This window comes from Staphylococcus shinii, from assembly GCF_017583065.1.
GTDB classification, from domain to species: domain Bacteria; phylum Bacillota; class Bacilli; order Staphylococcales; family Staphylococcaceae; genus Staphylococcus; species Staphylococcus shinii.
Window position 1 is genome coordinate 389,402 of the sequence record NZ_JAGEVL010000007.1, and the last position, 20,358, is coordinate 409,759.

At 31.8% G+C, this 20,358-nt stretch carries 24 protein-coding genes; 17 read left to right on the plus strand and 7 right to left on the minus strand.

The features are described 5' to 3' along the window. The first annotated feature begins 37 nt into the window (after positions 1–37). On the plus strand, positions 38–979 hold the full coding sequence (gene lipA, locus J5E45_RS11670; protein WP_017722371.1) for a lipoyl synthase: 942 nt from the start codon (positions 38–40) through the stop codon (positions 977–979). A 166-nt stretch (positions 980–1,145) separates the two neighbouring features. Beyond that, the gene (locus tag J5E45_RS11675; protein WP_039067851.1) at positions 1,146–1,529 is read left to right on the plus strand and encodes a YutD family protein; all 384 of its coding nucleotides are present in this window, start codon (positions 1,146–1,148) and stop codon (positions 1,527–1,529) included. A 283-nt stretch (positions 1,530–1,812) separates the two neighbouring features. On the opposite strand, the gene J5E45_RS11680 is transcribed toward J5E45_RS11675, so the two are convergent. After that, positions 1,813–2,079: a DUF3055 domain-containing protein gene (locus J5E45_RS11680; protein ID WP_039067849.1), complete on the minus strand. Its 267-nt coding sequence runs from the start codon at positions 2,077–2,079 to the stop codon at positions 1,813–1,815. Positions 2,080–2,222: 143 nt separating this feature from the next. On the opposite strand from J5E45_RS11680, the gene J5E45_RS11685 reads away from it, so the two are divergent. From J5E45_RS11685 to dltD, 8 genes are all read left to right on the plus strand, one after another. Beyond that, a complete protein-coding gene (locus J5E45_RS11685) occupies positions 2,223–2,654 on the plus strand; it encodes a DUF86 domain-containing protein (protein ID WP_101051371.1) in 432 nt (143 codons plus the stop codon). Between the two features lie 5 nt (positions 2,655–2,659). Continuing rightward, positions 2,660–3,439 (plus strand): TIGR01457 family HAD-type hydrolase, encoded by a 780-nt coding sequence (locus J5E45_RS11690; protein ID WP_069792472.1) that lies wholly within the window; start codon positions 2,660–2,662, stop codon positions 3,437–3,439. 10 nt (positions 3,440–3,449) lie between these two features. Beyond that, the gene (locus tag J5E45_RS11695) at positions 3,450–4,415 is read left to right on the plus strand and encodes a 2-hydroxyacid dehydrogenase (protein ID WP_039067845.1); all 966 of its coding nucleotides are present in this window, start codon (positions 3,450–3,452) and stop codon (positions 4,413–4,415) included. A gap of 684 nt (positions 4,416–5,099) precedes the next feature. Then, the gene (locus tag J5E45_RS11700; protein WP_039067842.1) at positions 5,100–5,246 is read left to right on the plus strand and encodes a teichoic acid D-Ala incorporation-associated protein DltX; all 147 of its coding nucleotides are present in this window, start codon (positions 5,100–5,102) and stop codon (positions 5,244–5,246) included. A 14-nt stretch (positions 5,247–5,260) separates the two neighbouring features. Further along, on the plus strand, positions 5,261–6,724 hold the full coding sequence (dltA, locus tag J5E45_RS11705; protein WP_208182258.1) for a D-alanine--poly(phosphoribitol) ligase subunit DltA: 1,464 nt from the start codon (positions 5,261–5,263) through the stop codon (positions 6,722–6,724). Beyond that, positions 6,721–7,935, plus strand: a complete 1,215-nt coding sequence (gene dltB, locus J5E45_RS11710) for a D-alanyl-lipoteichoic acid biosynthesis protein DltB (RefSeq protein WP_208182260.1) — start codon at positions 6,721–6,723, stop codon at positions 7,933–7,935. The genes dltA and dltB overlap by 4 nt, the downstream gene beginning before the upstream one ends. An 18-nt stretch (positions 7,936–7,953) precedes the next feature. Then, positions 7,954–8,190 carry a D-alanine--poly(phosphoribitol) ligase subunit 2 gene (dltC, locus tag J5E45_RS11715; protein ID WP_039067839.1) on the plus strand — a complete coding sequence of 79 codons (237 nt, stop codon included), beginning with the start codon at positions 7,954–7,956 and terminating at the stop codon, positions 8,188–8,190. Then, on the plus strand, positions 8,187–9,335 hold the full coding sequence (gene dltD, locus J5E45_RS11720) for a D-alanyl-lipoteichoic acid biosynthesis protein DltD (protein WP_119585487.1): 1,149 nt from the start codon (positions 8,187–8,189) through the stop codon (positions 9,333–9,335). The genes dltC and dltD overlap by 4 nt, the downstream gene beginning before the upstream one ends. A gap of 186 nt (positions 9,336–9,521) precedes the next feature. On the opposite strand, the gene J5E45_RS11725 is transcribed toward dltD, so the two are convergent. After that, positions 9,522–9,764, minus strand: coding sequence for a NifU family protein (locus tag J5E45_RS11725; protein ID WP_002483816.1), 243 nt, complete (start codon positions 9,762–9,764; stop codon positions 9,522–9,524). A 105-nt stretch (positions 9,765–9,869) separates the two neighbouring features. Between J5E45_RS11725 and J5E45_RS11730 the strand changes: the two genes are divergently transcribed. Continuing rightward, positions 9,870–10,181, plus strand: coding sequence for a YuzD family protein (locus J5E45_RS11730; protein ID WP_039067837.1), 312 nt, complete (start codon positions 9,870–9,872; stop codon positions 10,179–10,181). A 194-nt stretch (positions 10,182–10,375) separates the two neighbouring features. Here J5E45_RS11730 and J5E45_RS11735 read toward each other — a convergent pair whose 3' ends face one another. Continuing rightward, complete coding sequence (locus tag J5E45_RS11735; protein ID WP_039067836.1) at positions 10,376–11,440, minus strand: NAD(P)/FAD-dependent oxidoreductase; 1,065 nt, start codon at positions 11,438–11,440, stop codon at positions 10,376–10,378. 405 nt (positions 11,441–11,845) lie between these two features. Here J5E45_RS11735 and J5E45_RS11740 point away from each other — a divergent pair, with 405 nt between their 5' ends. The 6 genes from J5E45_RS11740 (at position 11,846) to J5E45_RS11765 (ending at position 17,677) form a co-directional block, all read left to right on the plus strand. Further along, positions 11,846–12,082, plus strand: a complete 237-nt coding sequence (locus tag J5E45_RS11740; protein ID WP_029377562.1) for a YuzB family protein — start codon at positions 11,846–11,848, stop codon at positions 12,080–12,082. Positions 12,083–12,095: 13 nt separating this feature from the next. Further along, the gene (locus tag J5E45_RS11745) at positions 12,096–12,455 is read left to right on the plus strand and encodes a HesB/IscA family protein (RefSeq protein WP_039067835.1); all 360 of its coding nucleotides are present in this window, start codon (positions 12,096–12,098) and stop codon (positions 12,453–12,455) included. 236 nt (positions 12,456–12,691) lie between these two features. Next, entirely contained in the window at positions 12,692–13,900 is a 1,209-nt protein-coding gene (locus tag J5E45_RS11750) for an NAD(P)/FAD-dependent oxidoreductase (RefSeq protein WP_039067834.1), read from the plus strand. A 273-nt stretch (positions 13,901–14,173) separates the two neighbouring features. After that, on the plus strand, positions 14,174–15,652 hold the full coding sequence (locus J5E45_RS11755; protein ID WP_208182261.1) for a M17 family metallopeptidase: 1,479 nt from the start codon (positions 14,174–14,176) through the stop codon (positions 15,650–15,652). A 301-nt stretch (positions 15,653–15,953) separates the two neighbouring features. Then, a complete protein-coding gene (locus J5E45_RS11760) occupies positions 15,954–17,270 on the plus strand; it encodes a Na+/H+ antiporter family protein (RefSeq protein WP_107548985.1) in 1,317 nt (438 codons plus the stop codon). Between the two features lie 29 nt (positions 17,271–17,299). Beyond that, positions 17,300–17,677 carry a hotdog fold thioesterase gene (locus J5E45_RS11765; protein WP_039067831.1) on the plus strand — a complete coding sequence of 126 codons (378 nt, stop codon included), beginning with the start codon at positions 17,300–17,302 and terminating at the stop codon, positions 17,675–17,677. Positions 17,678–17,817: 140 nt separating this feature from the next. On the opposite strand, the gene J5E45_RS11770 is transcribed toward J5E45_RS11765, so the two are convergent. The 4 genes from J5E45_RS11770 to J5E45_RS11785 all read right to left on the minus strand — a co-directional run bounded on the left by J5E45_RS11770 (position 17,818) and on the right by J5E45_RS11785 (position 20,358). Further along, on the minus strand, positions 17,818–19,023 hold the full coding sequence (locus tag J5E45_RS11770; RefSeq protein WP_208182263.1) for a SidA/IucD/PvdA family monooxygenase: 1,206 nt from the start codon (positions 19,021–19,023) through the stop codon (positions 17,818–17,820). A gap of 228 nt (positions 19,024–19,251) precedes the next feature. After that, entirely contained in the window at positions 19,252–19,608 is a 357-nt protein-coding gene (locus J5E45_RS11775) for a Na+/H+ antiporter subunit G1 (protein WP_039067827.1), read from the minus strand. Then, positions 19,586–19,879: a Na(+)/H(+) antiporter subunit F1 gene (locus J5E45_RS11780; protein ID WP_039067825.1), complete on the minus strand. Its 294-nt coding sequence runs from the start codon at positions 19,877–19,879 to the stop codon at positions 19,586–19,588. Before J5E45_RS11780 ends, J5E45_RS11775 begins: the two co-directional genes overlap by 23 nt. Next, positions 19,879–20,358: a Na+/H+ antiporter subunit E gene (locus J5E45_RS11785; protein ID WP_039067824.1), complete on the minus strand. Its 480-nt coding sequence runs from the start codon at positions 20,356–20,358 to the stop codon at positions 19,879–19,881. Before J5E45_RS11785 ends, J5E45_RS11780 begins: the two co-directional genes overlap by 1 nt.

A 20,358-nucleotide genomic window follows, 5' to 3' on the forward strand; every position in this document is an offset into this window, starting at 1 on the left:
ATGATTAAAGATTTCAAATCAGGAGGATTGTGCGGTTATGGCTACTAAAAATGAAGAGATTTTACGTAAACCAGATTGGTTGAAAATAAAGCTAAATACTAACGAAAACTACACTGGTCTTAAGAAAATGATGCGCGAAAAGAATTTACATACAGTTTGCGAAGAGGCAAAGTGTCCAAATATACATGAATGTTGGGGAGAACGTCGTACAGCTACGTTTATGATTTTAGGTGCAGTATGTACACGTGCTTGCCGCTTCTGTGCAGTTAAAACAGGACTTCCAAATGAATTAGATTTAGATGAACCAGAGCGCGTGGCAGAATCTGTTGAATTAATGAATTTAAAGCACGTTGTTATTACTGCAGTGGCTCGTGATGACTTAAGAGATGCAGGATCAAATGTATACGCTGAAACTGTACGTAAAGTACGTGAGCGTAATCCTTTCACATCAATAGAAATCTTGCCTTCAGATATGGGCGGAGACTATGATGCATTAGAAACTTTAATGGCGTCAAAACCAGACATTTTAAACCATAACATCGAAACAGTCCGCCGTTTGACACCAAGAGTTCGTGCTAGAGCAACTTATGATCGTACGTTAGAGTTCTTAAGACGTTCTAAAGAATTACAACCTGATATCCCAACAAAATCAAGTCTTATGGTTGGATTAGGCGAAACACACGAGGAAATCTATGAAACAATGGACGACCTACGTGCTAATGATGTTGATATTTTAACAATTGGTCAATATTTGCAACCTTCACGTAAACATTTAAAAGTTGAAAAATATTATACACCATTAGAATTTGGTAAATTAAGAAAAGTTGCAATGGACAAAGGATTTAAACATTGCCAAGCAGGGCCACTTGTAAGAAGCTCATACCATGCCGACGAGCAAGTAAACGAAGCGGCTAAAGAAAAACATCGTATTGGTGAAGAACAACTTGGTACAGAAATAGGTAAGCATTTAAATAAATAAGTTAATTAAAGACTTAGTTCATTTGTTTCAGTTGCGCTTATGCGTAATATTAATGAGCTAAGTCTTTCTTAGAAATCAAATATAATTATATACAAATCAAAAACTATTAATTAACGAATTAACTAGTGATTAATAGTATTTGATGCGTTTAGATTAGGTGAATAACATGATAAAGTTAAATGGACAATATTTTGAAGTTTTAGAAGATTATAGAGAATGTTTTGATGAAGAAACATTTGTAAATCGCTATTCAGATATATTGGATAAATATGATTTTATTGTTGGAGATTTTGGTTATGACCAACTAAGATTAAAAGGGTTTTATAAAGATTCTAATAAGAAAGCAGAATTAAGTAAACGTTTTTCAACAATTCAAGATTATTTATTGGAATATTGTAATTTTGGTTGCCCGTACTTTATATTAAGACGTATTCCAGAAACAGAAATGAAAAATTATATAGAGACAAATGACATTAATGAAACGGATTTAGAAGAAGATAAGTTACATGATGTTAAAATCAAGCCTAGTATTCAAGATACTGAAAAATAATAATTTTTGTTAAGTGGTATCGTAATTAATATTTACAATTTACTTGAGTATTGGATGAAATTGTAAAGTATATAAAGTGTGTTTTGAAAATAAATTTAGTATATAAACAGAATAGTCACTATTAAAAAAGCAACTCCATTCCAAAAATGAATGAAGTTGCTTTTTTGATTTACATTATACATGCGTATATTTACAGAGAATGGAATTAGAAGAGATAAATACGAGCGCTTTAACTTAAATAATTATTCTCGATATTAGCTAAGTATATAAAAGTAGTGTTTAATTATTGAATAACTTCATTAAGATATTCGGAAATTTCATTGCCTTCATCTTCACTAACACCTAATATATGAGCAATATAACCTTCTTCTTCTAAATCATCGGTACCAATTATACCGAATTGATTTGTTTGCATATTTAATACAATCGTTTTACCGAAATGACGATTTGTTTGGACTAACATTAAGTCGTAGCGACTATGTTCACCTACAAAACCAACAAATTGCACCTGAGCTGATTCATCATCATCATAAAGATACATATCAATCACTTTCAAACACTCCTTACTTCTTCTATTTTACAATTCTAGTTTTTTAGATATTTAATTTAGTTAAAAAGTCTTAATTTACAGTATAACCATAAATGAATTTGACTGCAAAGGTATGGTATGATGACATTGATAGGGGTGAAAAGATGTATTTCGTGAATAAAGATCAATTAAATACAAAATTAAATTACTTGCAACAACTTATTCAAGATTATCCGCAAAACAAAGATAATGTTTATGCGTTCGAACGCATAGCTCAAATGTTTATTGAATCAGCAGTAGACATTGGCAACATGATTATTGATGGTTTTATCTTAAGAGACCCAGGAAATTATAAAGACGTAATAGATATTTTAGCTTTAGAAAAAGTAATTTCAAAAGATACTCAAAATCAAATTAATAAAACTGTTGATGTTAGAAAGCAATTTGTTCATTACTATGATGAACTTGATACCGCTGAATTAGTACCACTTTTTGATGAATCGGTGTCTTATTATCAAACATATGTAGATGAAGTTATGCAATTTTTAAAGAGTGAAGATGTGCCTGTAACTGCATTTGGCAAAAAAGGAGAATAAGTAATATGAAAAATTATCAAGCTTACCTAATTGATTTAGATGGTACTTTATATAAAGGCGATGAACATATAGATGGTGCATCTCAATTTATATCATATTTAAATCAACACAAAATTCCGCATTTATACGTAACTAATAATTCGACTAAAGACCCGGAAGAAGTAGCTACAAAGCTAAATAAAATGGGCTTAGTTGCACGAGCTGATGAAGTTGTTACATCTGCGTTAGCTACTGCAGAATATATTGCTGAAGAATCCCCAGGAGCAAGTGTCTATATGTTAGGTGGTAGTGGGTTGAAACATGCGTTAACAGACAAAGGGTTAGTAGTTAAAGAAGATGAATTTGTAGATTATGTAGTTATTGGTTTAGATGAAGCCGTTACTTATGAAAAACTATCAACAGCTACTTTAGGAGTGCGTAATGGCGCGAAGTTTATTTCAACGAATCAAGATGTATCGATACCGAAAGAACGTGGCTTTTTACCTGGAAACGGCGCTATTACAAGCGTAGTGACAGTGTCAACTGGCGTTCAACCTATATTCATTGGTAAACCTGAACCAATTATTATGAGAAAAGCACTAGAAATTTTAGGTTTAGAGCGCTCAGAAGTTGCCATGGTTGGAGATTTATATGATACAGATATTATGTCAGGGATCAATGTGAACATTGATACAATTCATGTACAAACAGGTGTGACAACCAAAGAAGAACTTGAACTTAAACCAGTACCTCCGACATACACATTTAAAGATTTAAATGATGTTATCAAAGAACTTCAAAGTTAGGAGTGATTGAATGGAAAAAATTATCGTAAGTAGAAGTATCCCACAACCATTTAAAGATCAATTAGAAGCTATTGGACAAGTTGAAATGTGGGACGAGTCTTTAATACCCATGCCAAGAAATCAATTTTTGGAGGCTATTAAAGATGCAACAGCTTGTTTGATTACTTTAAGTGAAAAAATAGATAGTGAAGTTATCAAAGCTGCGCCAAAGTTGAAAGTGATTGCTAATATGGCAGTTGGTTTTGATAATATAGATGTGCCTCTTGTAAATAGTAAAGGGATAACTGTTACTAATACACCTGATGTATTAACTGAAACGACCGCAGAACTTGGATTTACGTTAATGTTAACAGTAGCTAGACGTATTGTAGAAGCTGAAAAGTATGTTCAAAATGGAGAATGGCAAAGTTGGGGACCATACCTATTTGCAGGGAAAGATTTATCTAATGCCAATGTAGGTATATATGGCATGGGAGAGATTGGTAAGGCATTTGCAAGAAGGTTAAAAGGTTTTGACACTAAGATTATGTATCATAATAGATCCAGAAATAAAGATACTGAAAAAGCACTTGGTGCATTGTATGTTCCATTTGATACATTACTTGAACATAGTGATTTTATTATTTGTACTGCACCACTTACAGAAGAAACTAGAAATAAATTTAATGCCCAAGCGTTTGAAAAAATGAAAAATGATGCCATTTTTATTAATATAGGGCGAGGTGCTGTCGTAGACGAAGAAGCACTAGTTTATGCATTACAAGAAGGGCAAATTGCTGCTTGTGGACTAGATGTTTTACGTGAGGAACCTATCGATATGGCACATCCTCTATTGTCTATGGACAATGCAGTTATTGTGCCACATATTGGAAGTGCATCCGTTACAACTAGAAACCGTATGATTCAATTATGTGTTGATAATATAACATTGGTATTAAACAATCAGTATGCTAAAACACCGGTCAATTTAAAATAAACTTTGTATTTAGATAATGATATACGTGATAAAAATCATTATATACTAATATTAGACAAATAAGGTAAGAACATTATACTTACTTATAATATTGAAATACACCTCTGCTTTGGATGGAGGTGTATTTTTTATATGAAATTTTAAACCATACTGTTCTTAAAAAATTGTATAAGTGTCAATTTTATTACAAGTCGAGCTCAATTAAACAAATATATAGTAAGTAAAAAATCCTGCATTTAATGAATAATTTTCAAAAAAACTTATTGTTTTTACGCACTGTTCTGTTTATTTCCAATAATAATATAATCACTTTATTACGTACTTAAAATCCTACAGATGCTAATAACACCATGAAGTTATCACAATGACTTAGCAAGTAATTTTAACATTATTATTTAACAAATCATTACATTATTGTAATGATAATAAATTATGATATTGAATTGTGTTATGTAAAACAAACTAACAATTAACAAAATTTTAGTTTTATAAAACTCTATAAAATACACAATCTAACATTTTTGTTATATATAAAACTGTTAATTCGATTGTCACAACATCATAAAAAATGTATAATAAGTTGGTAAAATGTTAAAGTAGTGTAAATAGCATTACAACAAAAAAACTACTTATGTAATAAAAAGATAATAGTATAAAAAAACAATGGAAATGAAGAGGTGAAAAATGCGTAAAGAAATGGAGAACACGACAAAATATCAAAAAATTAAACCATGGTTATTAACTCTTTTATATTTTGCAATATTTATAGGGCTGTATTTAATTTACGGTTCTGGAGATACGCATAATAACTTTATTTATAATGAATTTTAGTCGAGGAGAATAGTATGAAGGATATTATATATTCATTAAATGAAAATGAAAAAATGTACCCTGAGCAAATAGCGGTTAAGCATAACACTGACGTATTGACGTATCGTGAATTAAATCAGTATGCAAATAGGCTTGCGTATTTAATTAAAGATACTAAAAGTCCACTAATTGTATATGGCCATATGTCACCATTTATGATAGTAGGAATGATTGCCAGTATGAAGGCGGGATGTGGTTACGTACCACTCGATATTTCAATGCCTGAAGAGCGTATTAATACTATTATTGAAAAAATTAATCCTGATTATATCTTTAATACAGGTGAAAATTCACTGGATAGTAATGGTAGAGACATTATTAATACAAAATCACTTGAGATAGATAAACGAACGGTTGAATTTGAATCTAAAATTAAAGATCAAGATATTGCGTATACCATTTTTACATCAGGTTCTACAGGAGAGCCTAAAGGTGTGCAAATTAGATATGAAAGTCTTAACGAATTTACGAACTGGATGGTAGATTTGAATAAAATAGGTGAGAATCAACAATGGCTAAATCAAGCGCCATTTTCATTTGATTTATCTGTAATGGCAATTTATCCATGTTTAGCTACTGCAGGAACATTAAATTTAGTAGATAAGACAATGATTAATAAGCCTAAATTATTAAATGATATGTTAGAGCAATCCAAAATAAACGTTTGGGTGTCTACACCATCATTTATGGAAATGTGCTTAATGTTACCTAATTTAACTGAAGAACGTTATGAAAGCTTAAAAGAATTCTTCTTTTGTGGTGAAATTTTACCGCATAAAACTGCTAAGATGTTGTTACAACGTTTTCCATCTGCATATGTTTATAATACATACGGGCCTACAGAAGCGACAGTTGCAGTTACAAGTATCTTAATCACTGAAGCAGTTATTAATCAATATAATCCATTACCAGTAGGGAAAGTGAGACCGGGAACGCAATTATCATTAGCTGAAAATGAAGAATTAATCATTTCCGGACAATGCGTAAGTGAAGGTTATGTGAAAGATGAGCAACGTTCTAACGCAGTGTTTAAAGATATAAATGATTGCAGATCTTATTTTACTGGTGATAAAGCAACCGTTCAAGATGACTTATGGTTTATCACTGGACGTATAGATTTTCAAGTGAAACTAAATGGATACCGTATGGAGCTAGAAGAAATAGAATTTCATTTAAGACAGGTAGATATAGTTAAAGAAGCAATTGTTGTACCAGTATACAGAAATAATAAAGTAACGCAATTACAAGGTGTTGTAGTGTTAAATGACTTAAACAATGTTAAAGATGAACAAACATTGATACACGATATTAAACAAGAACTTAAACAAGCGATGCCAGAATATATGATCCCAAGAAAGATTATATTTAAAGAACAATTTCCTTTAACAATAAATGGGAAATTAGATCGTAAGCAGATTGCCGAGGATGTATTAACATGATTCCATATGGCGCATTTACGTTCTTTCTTATAGCATTTATAGTCTTAATTCCGGTAATTATATTAGGTTTAGCCGGAAAGAGAAGCCGTATTTATAATGGTATAAGTACAGCTATTATGATTGTGCTCATTTTTTCTTCAGATAAACATAATTTATTTGGCCAAGCATATTTAAGTGTTCAACTTATAAACTTTGTTTTATATCTATTATGGCAAGTAGTAATTATTATGTTTTATTGGAAATCACGTTCAAAAAACAACTCATTTATAAAGTTTTTCACAGTGATTGCTTTATCGATATTGCCACTTGTAGTGGTGAAAGTAATGCAAAGTTCGTGGTTTGGTGCTGCACAATTAAAGCTCCATGAAAATAAGGTAATTGAATTTATAGGCTTCTTAGGTATTTCTTATGTTACTTTCAAAAGTGTTCAATTATTAATGGAAATTCGTGATGGTTCAATAAAAGAAGTGAAAGCTACTAAAGTATTTCAATTCATTTCGTTTTTCCCGACAATTTCATCTGGTCCAATTGACCGCTACAAACGTTTTGTTAAGGATGAAAGCAAAATACAAAGTAGTGAAAATTATCAAATATCATTAAATAAAGCAATACATTTTATCATGCTAGGTTTTTTGTATAAATACATTATTGCTTATTTAATACAAGTTTATGCGATTAATCCATTAATGTTAGATTTTTCAAATTTCACTGCTAAATGGTTATATATGTATGCATATAGTTTGTATCTCTTCTTTGATTTCGCTGGTTATTCATTATTTGCGATGGCATTTAGCTATATATATGGCATACAGACGCCACAAAACTTTAAACAACCGTTTAAAGCAAAGAATATCAAAGATTTTTGGAATAGATGGCATATGTCTTTATCTTTCTGGTTCAGAGATTGTATCTATATGAGATCTTTATTCTTTATGTCGAAAAAACGCTTATTAAAAAATCAATTTACAATGTCTAATATTGCTTTCTCATTAAACTTCTTAATTATGGGTATTTGGCATGGTATTGAAGTTCATTATATTTTGTATGGTTTATATCACGCAGTTTTATTTATTGGTTATGGTTATTATGAAAAATGGCGAAAAAATCATCCGCCAAGATTGTCTAACAAATACACATCAATGTTAAGTATTATCGTTACATTCCATTTTGTAACGTTTGGTTTTCTTATCTTTTCTGGGAAACTGTTTTAATTATGAGGAGGAATTATTATGGAATTTAGAGAACAAGTATTAGATTTATTAACTGAAGTTGCTGAAAATAATGTCGTTAAGGAGAATCCAGATGTAGAACTTTTTGAAGAGGGGATTATTGATTCTTTTCAAACGGTAGGTCTTTTGCTAGAGATTCAAAATAAATTAGATATTGAAGTATCGATTATGGATTTTGATAGAGATGAATGGGCGACACCTAACAAGATTGTAGCGGTATTAGAAGAATTACGATGAAATTAAAACCGTTTATACCTATTATTTTAAGTCTTGTATTGTTTGGAATTTTCTTAGTGTTGCCAGCAAGTTGGTTCACTGGGTTAATTAATTCTAAGACAATAGCTACGCAAAGTGTTGCTCTAACAGATCAAGTATTAAAAGGAACTTTAGTGCAGGATAAAATGTATCAGTCTGATGCGTATTATCCGATATATGGTTCTAGTGAATTAGAAAAAGACGACCCATTTAATCCAGCAATTTTATTGAATAACCGAAATCAAGTTAGTAAGAAACCCTTCTTAATAGGTACTGGTGGTTCAACAGATTTAGTAAACGCTGTGGAATTAGGTTCACAATATAGGAATTTAAAGGGTAAAAAAATGGCATTTATCGTTTCACCACAGTGGTTTACTAAAAATGGCTTAACGCAAGATAATTTTAAGGCGCGTATTTCAAAAGTACAACTCAATCAGTTGTTTAATCAAGAACAATTAAGTCCAGAACTTAAACAACGCTATGCCAAACGATTATTACAATTTAAAGATGTGGAGAACCGTTCATATTTAGAAAAAGTTGCACAAGGGAAAACACAAGAAGATAAAAGTTATCTTTCAAATTTTAAAGATGAGCAATTGAAGAAAATTGAAGCTATTAAAGCTGTGTACCCATTGAGAAAATCACCTGTGTCACATGTCGATCCTGTTACTTCAAAAAATGATTCCTGGGATGATGTGATGACGGAAGCGGAAATCTATGGCGCGAAACATACAAAAACAAATGAATTTGGTATTCGAGATGAATATTGGGATTTAATAAAGAAGCATAAACGAAAAATTAATAGAAATCATGAATTTAGGGAAAATTCACCTGAATTCAAAGATTTAGAGTTACTTGTAGATACATTACGAGAAGCTGGCGCGGATGTTGACTATATTATTATACCTTCTAACGGTAAGTGGTATGATCACATTGGTATTGATAAAGATAGACGTCAGAATATATATAAAAAAATTGATAAAACAATAGTGGATCATGGTGGACAGACATATGATATGTCAGATAAAGATTATGAACCGTATGTAGTAAGTGATGCAGTACATATTGGCTGGAAAGGCTGGGTATACATCACTAAAAATATCAATGAGCATATGCATCAAAAATAAAATATAAAAATAAAATTCCTTTCATCAACTACACGTGTTAGTGAGGTGTTGAAAGGATTTTTTGCATAAAAAATAGGAACAGTACAATGAAAACAATTATATTGAAAGATCATTGTACTGTTCCTTATGAAAGTGTTCGAAAGGAACTAAATTTTCTGATGTTATATTATATAAAGCTTCTATCACTTAGAATACTTGTTCTACTTCGATTACTCCTGGTACTTCTTCGTGTAAAGCACGTTCGATACCTGCTTTTAATGTGATTGTTGAACTTGGGCATGTACCACAAGCACCATGTAATTGTAATTTAACAATTCCGTCTTCTACGTCAACAAGGGAACAGTCACCACCATCACGCAGTAAGAAGGGACGTAATTTTTCGATGACTTCCGCTACTTGATCAAACATTGTTACGTTTTCAGTTGGCATGGAAATGCCTCCTTTCAAGTATATTATTTCATTTTCTACTTATCTTTTTATTATAATAGAAATGTAACGAAAAATCTATAATTCAAGATAAAAGGGGAAAGATATATGGACAAAATAAGTGTTGTTGTTTATGGGGCTGATGTTGTTTGTGCAAGTTGTGTCAATGCACCGACATCTCGTAATACGTTTGACTGGTTGCAGCCATTATTGCATAGAAAGTATCCAGATAAACAATTTGAATTTACGTATATTGATATTGAAAAAGATACCGAAAATTTATCAGATCATGATCAACAATTTATTGAGCGTATTCAAGATGACGAACTCTTTTATCCACTCGTAACTATGAATGACGAGTATGTATCTGATGGATATGTACAATTAAAGGATATAACTCGCTTTTTAGATAATCATTAAATCAAGTTATTCAATCAAAAAGATATTTAAGTTATGACTATTAATCATATAATAATCACGGTTCTAAAATTTTGTTTTTAAAATAAACCCAGGCGACACCATTAACAAATGATGGTGCCGCCTGGGTTTATAAGTATGAAAACAGACTTTCAATAAACTTAACTTATTTAGTTTATATTTACTAAAGTCATTAATTAACCGTTATGATATTTATACATCCAAAGTACACCGGATTTTAAAATGGAAGCTAAGCGACCTGTAACGGTACGATCCATAATATAAGCAAATCCTTTTTTATCTCCTAGAGAACCGAGGAAACCTTGTATTTTGATTTCTGGCATTTTTTCAGGTAGTGGTTTACCTTGCCATTGTAATTTCATAACATCCGCAATTTGATCGCCTTGGGCTTCAGCTAGTTGAGCACTTGGCGCATGTGGCAAGTCTGCACAGTCACCTACGACATAAACGTTTTTGTAAGTTGGGACTTGGTGATATTGGTTTAAAATCACACGACCGCTTTTACTAATGTCTATAGGTAAATTTCTTACTAATTCTACTGGTTGAATTCCAGCAGTCCAGACAATTAAATCCACATCTTCAGGTACGTCATTATTATAAATACGACCTGGTTCCACGCGATTAATATCAGAATTAGGAACAACTGTTACATCATGTTCGTTGAACCATTTTTCAATATACTTACTAAGTTTTTCAGGGAAACGACATAAAATACGTTCGCCTCTATCATAAAGGAAGATTTGAAGGTCTTTACGACTTTCTCTTAATTCACTAGCTAATTCAATACCACTTAAACCGGCACCGACAATACCTACTTTGGCACCATTTGGTAGTTCGCTTAAATGGTGGAAAGTCTCACGTGATTTAGAAAGTGTTTGAATACTATGCGTGTATTCTTCTGCACCAGGAACATTATGATACTTATCTTCACAGCCTAAACCAATAACTAATTCATCATAGTCTACTTTTGTGTTACCAACAGAAACAATTTGATCTTCTAAATTAATATCATTGATTTCTCCATAGACATTATTGATTCTATCTGAATCAGGAAAATTCATACGAATATCTTTATCTGATTTTGTACCAGCTGCTAATTCATAAAATTCTGGTTTTAAACCATGATAAGGCATACGATCTATTAATGTAATCGTATAGTTTTCAGGCAATGCAGATGGTAAGATATGTGACATAATACGCATATTTCCATAACCGCCACCTAATAATACTAAATTTTTCATTTGTGATACCCCTCTAGTAAAAATTGTATTGAGCATAAACATACAATTACTTACTTTTATAGTAGGTAATTGAACTTGTTATCTCGTCAATGTAAGTTATTAAATATAATGTGGTTAAATCATATTTCGTCCTGCATCGATATACCAATTTTCTATAATCAGCTTACTTATATTTATTATATGCTTTTTTATTTGTTACTACAAATAAAGAAGACAAATTGTAATTATTAAAAATATATGTTTTATTTTAATGGACATTATTGCCTGCAACTCTATTGTATTCTGAAAGTGAAGTGCATATTATTTCTATTATTTATCAAGTGATAATTTATAAGCTAGTATGTAGAAATAACAATAACCTTTTTGTTATAATTGCTTAACTGATATTTTATGAGAGGGTGTATTATGAATCCAATAATCGAGTTCTGCATTTCGAATTTAGCGAAGGGTGGAGATTATGTATATAATCAGCTTGAAAATGACCCAGATGTAGACGTCTTAGAATACGGTTGTTTACAAAATTGTGGCATATGTTCTAGTGGGTTGTATGCATTAGTGAATGGTGATATCGTTGAAGGTGATTCGCCAGATGATTTATTACAAAAAATTTACGCACATATAGAAGAAACATGGATTTTTTAGGGAGGTAAAAATAATGGCTATTATTGAAATGACTGAAGCTGCTGCATACGAAGTTAAAGATATGTTACAGCAAAATGATATGGCAGATGGTTATTTAAAAGTTAAGGTAAACGGCGGTGGTTGTACTGGTTTAACTTATGGTATGTCTGCTGAAGCTGAACCTGCTGAAAATGATGAAATCTTTGAGTTTCATGGTTTAAAAGTTTTAATAGATAAATACGATAAACCAGTTTTAGATGGCACAACGATTGATTTTAAACAATCATTAATGGGCGGTGGCTTCCAAATAGACAACCCTAATGCAATTGCTTCATGCGGTTGTGGTAGTTCATTTAGAACTGCAAAAGTTGCTGGATCACCAGAAGATTGCTAAATTATAATATTTAAATGTAAAGGCTATAGTTCACTTAAAATAAGTGTAAACTATAGTCTTTTAATCGTTTATGTGAAATAATAAACAATATGGTCGTTGGTGCTTGAAAATCAGCAGTAAAAACTATAAAATTAGTATTGGATGAAAAATGTCTTTTTTGTGAATTACTATATTGTGAATGGGGTATAGAAAAAGACTATAGCAACAAAAAAATTAAGAAAGCTTAGGTGAATGAAATGGCTCAAGATCGTAAGAAAGTATTAGTTCTAGGCGCTGGTTATGCCGGTTTACAAACTATTACAAAATTACAAAAGCAAATTTCAGCAGATGAAGCTGAAATTACATTAATTAATAAAAATGATTACCACTACGAAGCAACGTGGTTACACGAGGCTTCAGCGGGTACTCTTAGCTATGAAGATTTACTATATCCAGTTGAAAGTGTTGTAGACAAAAACAAAGTTAACTTTGTTAAGGCAGAAGTTACTAAAATTGATCGCAACGCGAAAAAAGTTGAAACAGATGCTGGAATCTTTGACTTTGATATCTTAGTTGTAGGTTTAGGTTTTGAAAGTGAAACATTTGGTATCAAAGGTATGAAAGATCATGCTTTCCAAATTGAAAACATATTAACTGCTCGTCAATTATCTCGTCATATCGAAGATAAATTTGCTAACTATGCGTCTTCAAAACAAAAAAATGATAAAGATTTAGCAATCATTGTTGGTGGCGCTGGATTTACAGGTGTTGAATTCTTAGGTGAATTAACTGATAGAATTCCAGAATTATGTAATAAATATGGTGTTGAGCAAAGCAAAGTGAAAATCACTTGCGTTGAAGCTGCACCTAAAATGTTACCAATGTTCTCTGACGAATTAGTTAACTACGCGGTAAGTTACTTAGAAGATAAAGGTGTAGAATTCAAAATTGGTACACCAATTGTTGCAGCTAACGAAAAAGGTTTTGTGGTAAAAGTTAACGATAAAGAAGAACAATTAGAAGCTAATACAGTTGTATGGGCGGCTGGTGTTCGTGGTAGTAAATTGATGGAAGAATCATTCGAAGGCGTAAAACGTGGACGTATTGTAACTAAACAAGATTTAACTATCGAAGGTTATGACGATATCTTTGTTATTGGTGACTGTTCTGCATTTATCCCTTCTGGAGAAGAACGTCCATTACCAACAACAGCACAAATCGCTATGCAACAAGGTGAACACACTGCTAAAAACATTAAAAATGTTTTAGAAGGTCAACCAACTCAAGAATTTGATTACGTTGATCGTGGTACTGTATGTTCATTAGGTGCACATGATGGCGTTGGTGTTGTTTATGGTAAAGATATCCAAGGTAAAAAAGCAGCATTCATGAAGAAAGTTATTGATACACGTGCAGTATTTAAACTTGGCGGTATCGGTTTAGCATTCAAAAAAGGTAAATTTTAATATATAATTTAATTATGTAATTCATACACTTAACAGTGATGAAAAATTTTAAAGGAGCGGGATAGAAAAACATATTCTATAATGATTTCACTGTCCCGCCAATACTTAGATGATAAGGGGACAAGGAGTAAGATATTTTATTCCGGTCACTATTGTCTAAACATACCTGAGGCCGAGACATGGTTTATGTCCGGCCTTTTTTGTTAAACTTTTCGAGGGTATCATATTAAAATGTATTAAAAGCACTTAAAACTAATAAAGGAGAGATGTTCTATGTTAGTTAAGCATAAAAATAGCAATGAAATAGCAACAAACACGTTAATTATTGGTTTGCCTGAACATTTAAATCAACTAGGGGACATCATTATTAACGGAGACAATATCAATGAGCAATTAAAGCTATTAAAACAAAATCAAATTGTCAGTACAAATGTTGGTACAGTTTCTAGTACAATGCTTACAATTCGTGACGAATACACAAAACTAATCACTGTCGGTATAGGTAATGTTAAAATAGCGACATATAGTGATTATTTGAAAGCGTTTGGCAACCTGTTTCAATATTTACAACAATATCGTATTACACAAGCCTCATTCATATTAGAAACATTTAACACACAAGCTTTATCTAGGAAGATGGTTGCAGAGATATTAGGGCAACAAAGTAATCGTGCGATTTATCAATTTGATAATTATAAAACAGATAAACTTGCGCCTTATGAACTAATATTAGATATACATACAAACGATGATGACATACTGAAATCTATTGATGAAGGTCAAATCATTGGTAGTTCAATAAACTTAGCACGTGATTATAGTAATATTCCACCAAACATTTTAACGCCTGAGTATTATGCACACTCTATTTACGATCATTTTAAAGAGACAGAAGTAGATGTCGATATTAAAGATCATGAGACGTTACAAAATGAAGGATTTGGTCTAATCCATGCAGTAGGTAAAGGTTCTAAACATGGGTCAAGAGTCATTACATTAACATATAATGGTGGGGAAACAGATGAAGCACCTATTGCCTTAGTAGGTAAAGGTATTACTTATGATTCAGGTGGTTATTCTATAAAAGGAAAAGTAGGCATGCAAACGATGAAATTCGATATGTGTGGCTCTGCTAACGTCGTAGGAATGATAGAAGTTGCTCGCAAACTTAAATTGAAAATAAATATTGTCGGTGTTATTGCTGCAGCAGAAAATATGATAAATGAAGCTGCAATGAAACCTGATGATGTATATACCGCTTTAAGTGGTGAATCGGTTGAAGTATTAAATACAGATGCAGAAGGCCGCTTAGTACTAGGTGATGCAGTATTCTACGCAAATCAATTCCAACCACAAGTGATTTTAGATTTTGCAACATTAACAGGTGCAGCCATTGTAGCTTTAGGAGATGACAAGGCTGCTGTATTTAGTCAAAATGCAACAAAGCACTTACAAACAATACTTAAGTATGCACAGACTAAAGATGAATTTGTATTTGAATTACCTATGACAACGACTGAACGTAACTTAATTAAAAATAGTGATGTTGCAGACTTAGTTAATCATACTAATGGCCAAGGGAAAGCTTTATTTGCAGCAACTTTTATTAATCATTTTGCAGGAGAAACACCTCATATGCATTTTGACATAGCTGGCCCCGCAACTACCAATAAAAATACGTATAAAGGTCCAAAAGGTCCAACAGGATACTTAATTCCAACTATAGTAGAATGGTTACGTAATTTAAAATAATTATGAAAATGTTAACACAAATATTTTTTTAGAGTGGAAGTAAGAAATCAATATTACAAAGTTGATTTCTTACTTCCGCTTTTTTGAATTTTCAAGTCACAAATAGTGATAAAATGAAAGTGCTATAAATCGTGCGTTTATTAGTGTTTAGAGTTATAAAAATTAAATATCTACCATTTTAAAAAGAAAAATATGAGATGCATGGACAAATTATTTGTGGTGTTTGACAAGTGCTCATGTTATTGATATTATAGTTCTCATAATGCTTTAGTTCGATAACGTGGTAAAGGAGTTGTGCTTTGTGATAAATGCAGTAGTAATAGCAGTGATACTGATGATTATTTTATGTTTATGTAGATTAAATGTAGTGATCAGTTTGTTTATCAGTGCCTTAGTAGGTGGATTAATTGCAGGTATGAGTGTTTCAGATATCGTGTCTGTTTTTGGTAAGAATATTGTAGATGGTGCAGAAGTAGCACTAAGTTATGCATTGCTTGGTGGTTTTGCAGCGCTTATTTCTTATAGTGGAATTACCGATTATTTAGTGAATAAAATTATAAATGGTATCCATGCTGAAAATAGCAAGATGTCACGTATTAAAGTGAAAGTGATAATCATATTAGCTTTATTAGTGATGAGTATTATGAGTCAGAACTTAATACCAGTCCATATTGCGTTTATTCCTATTGTAATACCACCGTTAATTAGTTTGTTTAATGAACTAAATATAGACAGAAGACAGATAGCAATTATTATAGGATTTGGTTTATGTTGGCCTTATGTCTTATTACCTTTTGGTTTTGGTCAAATATTTCACCAAATTATTCAGAATGGTTTTACCAAAGCAAATCACCCAATTGAAATGGACATGATTTGGAAAGCGATGATTATACCTTCATTAGGTTATGTATTTGGATTGATTGCTGGTATTTTTTATTATAGAAAGCCAAGAAAATACATACAGCATGAAGAAGCGAAAGATAATAGTCAAATAGAAATTAAACCATACGTTCTTGTAGTTACTATTATTTCAATTATAGCTACATTCTTAGTGCAATTACTAACGGATTCTATGATTTTTGGTGCGTTAGCAGGTGTGCTTGTATTCTTTATTTCAAGAGCTTATAAATGGACAGAATTAGATAAACAATTTGTTGAAGGTATAAAAATTATGTCTTTTATTGGTGTAGTTATTTTATCTGCTAACGGCTTTGCGGGAGTAATGAATGAAACAGGTGACATTAATAGACTTGTAGAGGGGTTAAGTGGAGTTATAGGTAATAATAAACTAGTAAGCATTATAGTGATGTACATTATTGGTTTAGTAGTTACATTAGGTATTGGTTCATCGTTTGCTACAATTCCAATCATCGCCACGTTATTTGTGCCATTAGGAGAATCGTTAGGATTAAGCACAATGGCATTAATTGCTTTAATAGGTACAGCCAGTGCATTAGGGGATTCAGGTTCGCCAGCAAGTGATTCTACTCTTGGTCCTACTGCAGGCTTGGATGTTGATGGACAACATGACCACATTAGAGATACTTGTATACCTAACTTCCTATTTTACAATATTCCATTAATTATTTTTGGAACAATTGCTGCTATGGTACTATAAAAGGTATATAAAGAAAATGAGGTGACACAATGGCTAATATGTTAGACGCGTTAGATATTAAAGTTGTGAAACAAGAACGTGGTTTAATGGTGATGTCAATGCCTGTGACTGATAAAGTAAAACAGCCATTTGGCTATCTGCATGGAGGTGCGAGTCTAGCACTTGGTGAAACGGCATGTTCGATGGGAGCTGCTTATTTAATTGATACTGAACAGTATGTACCACTTGGTTTAGAAATGAATGGTAACCATATAGGTTCAACTACAGAAGGAACTATATATGCAACTGCTACAATTATTCATGAAGGAAAAACAACACAGGTATGGTCTATTGATATTAAAGATGATAAAGATAGATTAATTTGTGTAATGCGAGGAACTATTGCTATAAAACCATTAAAACGTTAATCCATAACAATAAAGGCAAGAATCATCTGTTGAGACGATTCTTGCCTTTATTTTTGTCTTATTAGCAGTGACATCTTTAATTATAATGAAATGCTTTATCTAGAATAGAAAGATAAAAAATTCGTTATTGTGTTTATACTTTATTGTCCTATGCTTTGTTTGATATTTAAGGATTCACAATTATAATAGTACTGCTGTGATTTGTTGTACTGTTTGTGTTCAAAAGCTTCACCAATTCTTAATGAGGCTTCACGTCCTCCCATAATATTGCGTGCAAATGGTCCAAGCTCCAAATCAGCCAATCCACCGCTTACATAAAGATTAGGGAGCCATTCTAAAGATGGAGTGATAGAAGGCAGTCCACAAGCGCTTACTGACGCTTGGTTTTCCATTATTAATTGCTGGATTAAAGGTTGTTGCATAATCGTTTCTTTAAAACCTGTAGCTAATAATATACGGTCGTAATGTATACAACACGTGTCAGTGCAAATATGGTGATTAACTATATCTGTTATTTCGTTAATATGTACTTTAAGACGACCATCTTTAATATACTTTTTAAGTCTTAATTCTAGTTCTTTTGGCATAGATCCTTTATGTCTCTCATTTTTAATTGTGTTTAAACGATCAATAGAAGATTGCATAGCACTAAATTTTTTCATATTTTTAGGTCCTAGCCATCCAGTATCTGCATCAAAGTCATGGACATCTATAGTTTTATTCATCCATAAATGAATCTGGTTATTACTGTTTTCCTTTAAAAGCCTTAAAGTGAGATGGGCTGCAGAAATACCGCTACCAACGACATGCGATGTACTTGTATAACTATTTTGTTCATTTTCAAAAATGTGAGAAATGTCAGGTTGATTTTGAAATAGTTTAGGAACATATATTTCATGATTACAACCAAATGCAACTACTACATGGTCTGAACTAATCCAGCTTTGATTGTTCAATTGCAAGTGCCATTGTTGTTTACTTTTCTTAATGCCATTGACATATCCTTGAATATGACATGAATTTAAATGATATAAGTGAATTAAATCATGTGTATGGTTCATAAACATATTTCGGTTAGGTCGTTTGTATTGTCCATATGCAGCGTTAGTATAATGCATTTTTTTAGCATATTGATTTAAATGAAAAGGGTTAGGGTGCACATGGTGTACACATGGTGAACGTAAATAGGGCATATCAATACGTTGTGAAAAATTATCAAATTGAGCACATAAATTAGGGTTTGGGTCAATAATTGATAATTGTGATGCCTTTAAACCTAAAGATCTTAATTTAATAGCGATAGTTACTGCATGTAATCCACCACCAATAATAGTCCATGTTGTCATAAAAACACTCCTGTTTATATTAAATCGTAATTATTACGATTTAATATATCATGTAATGTTCTTTATAACAACTGATTTTGCAAATAAATTATGAGTGGGAAAGAAACATGAAATACTTAATAAGCAAAAAATGTGGGAGAGACATGGTTCATGTCTCTCCCACAAGTGTTTTATACACATTATTAGGAAAATAGGAAATATGTTTAATCAAATCCCAATTTACTACTTTTATAATTTTGTATCTTTTAAATCTTCTTTAATTTCATCATGCTTCGTTCTTTCAGAAGCAGGTGTTTGTAAATTATAAGCTGATTTGATAATTAGATGGCTTGCTAACGGTCCAGTTATTAAAATAAACAAAATACCCACAAGTAATTGCATATTTACATAACCTTCACGACCAATAAAGTATAAAAAGACGCCACTAATTAATAGCATTGAACCTAGTGTTGCTGCTTTTCCTGCTGCGTGCGCTCTGGCGTATACATCGTCTAAACGTAATAGGCCAATCGCGGCTAGGGCACTAATAAGTGAGCCCAATATGACTAAGATAAGTGCAATACTAATGACGATCGTCGTTATCATTTTCAATCACCTTACCTTTATCCATATATTTTGCAAACACTGCTGTACCAAGAAAAGCTAAAATACCTATTAATAAAATGGCTACAATCATATATTTTGTACCTAAGAAAATACTAAATAAAGCAACAATAGCCATAAGTTGAATGCCCATGGCGTCAAGTGCAACGACCCTATCAGCGAGAGAAGGGCCGATAATTACACGAACAAGCATACCTAACATTGATAAAGCAACAATAACCAACGCAATAATCAATATAATGTTATAGTCCATTAATTTTCGCCTACCTCTCTGACCACTTTTTCAAGGGATGTTTTTATACTTTCTATTTCTTCTTCTTTAGTAGTGAAATCGATACTGTGTATATATATTTTAGTACGGTCGTCACTAATACCTAGCACAATTGTACCTGGTGTTAGTGTGATTAAATTAGATAATAATGCGATTTGCCAGTCATTTTTTAAATCTGTATGGTACGTAAAGAATGCTGGTTCGTTATCAATTTTTGGCTTAATAACAATACGAATAACATCTATATTTGCTTTTACTAATTCAATTAAAAATACTAAGAACAGTTTTATAATTTTATAGACAGTGATGATATAGAATCTACCTGGTAATACACCACGCATTAAGTAAACTAATAAAAGTGCGAATAAGTAACCTAAAATAAAGTTATTAAATGTATAACTGCCAGTGACAAATAACCAAAATACAGAAAGCATCAAATTCACTAATATTTGAACTGCCAT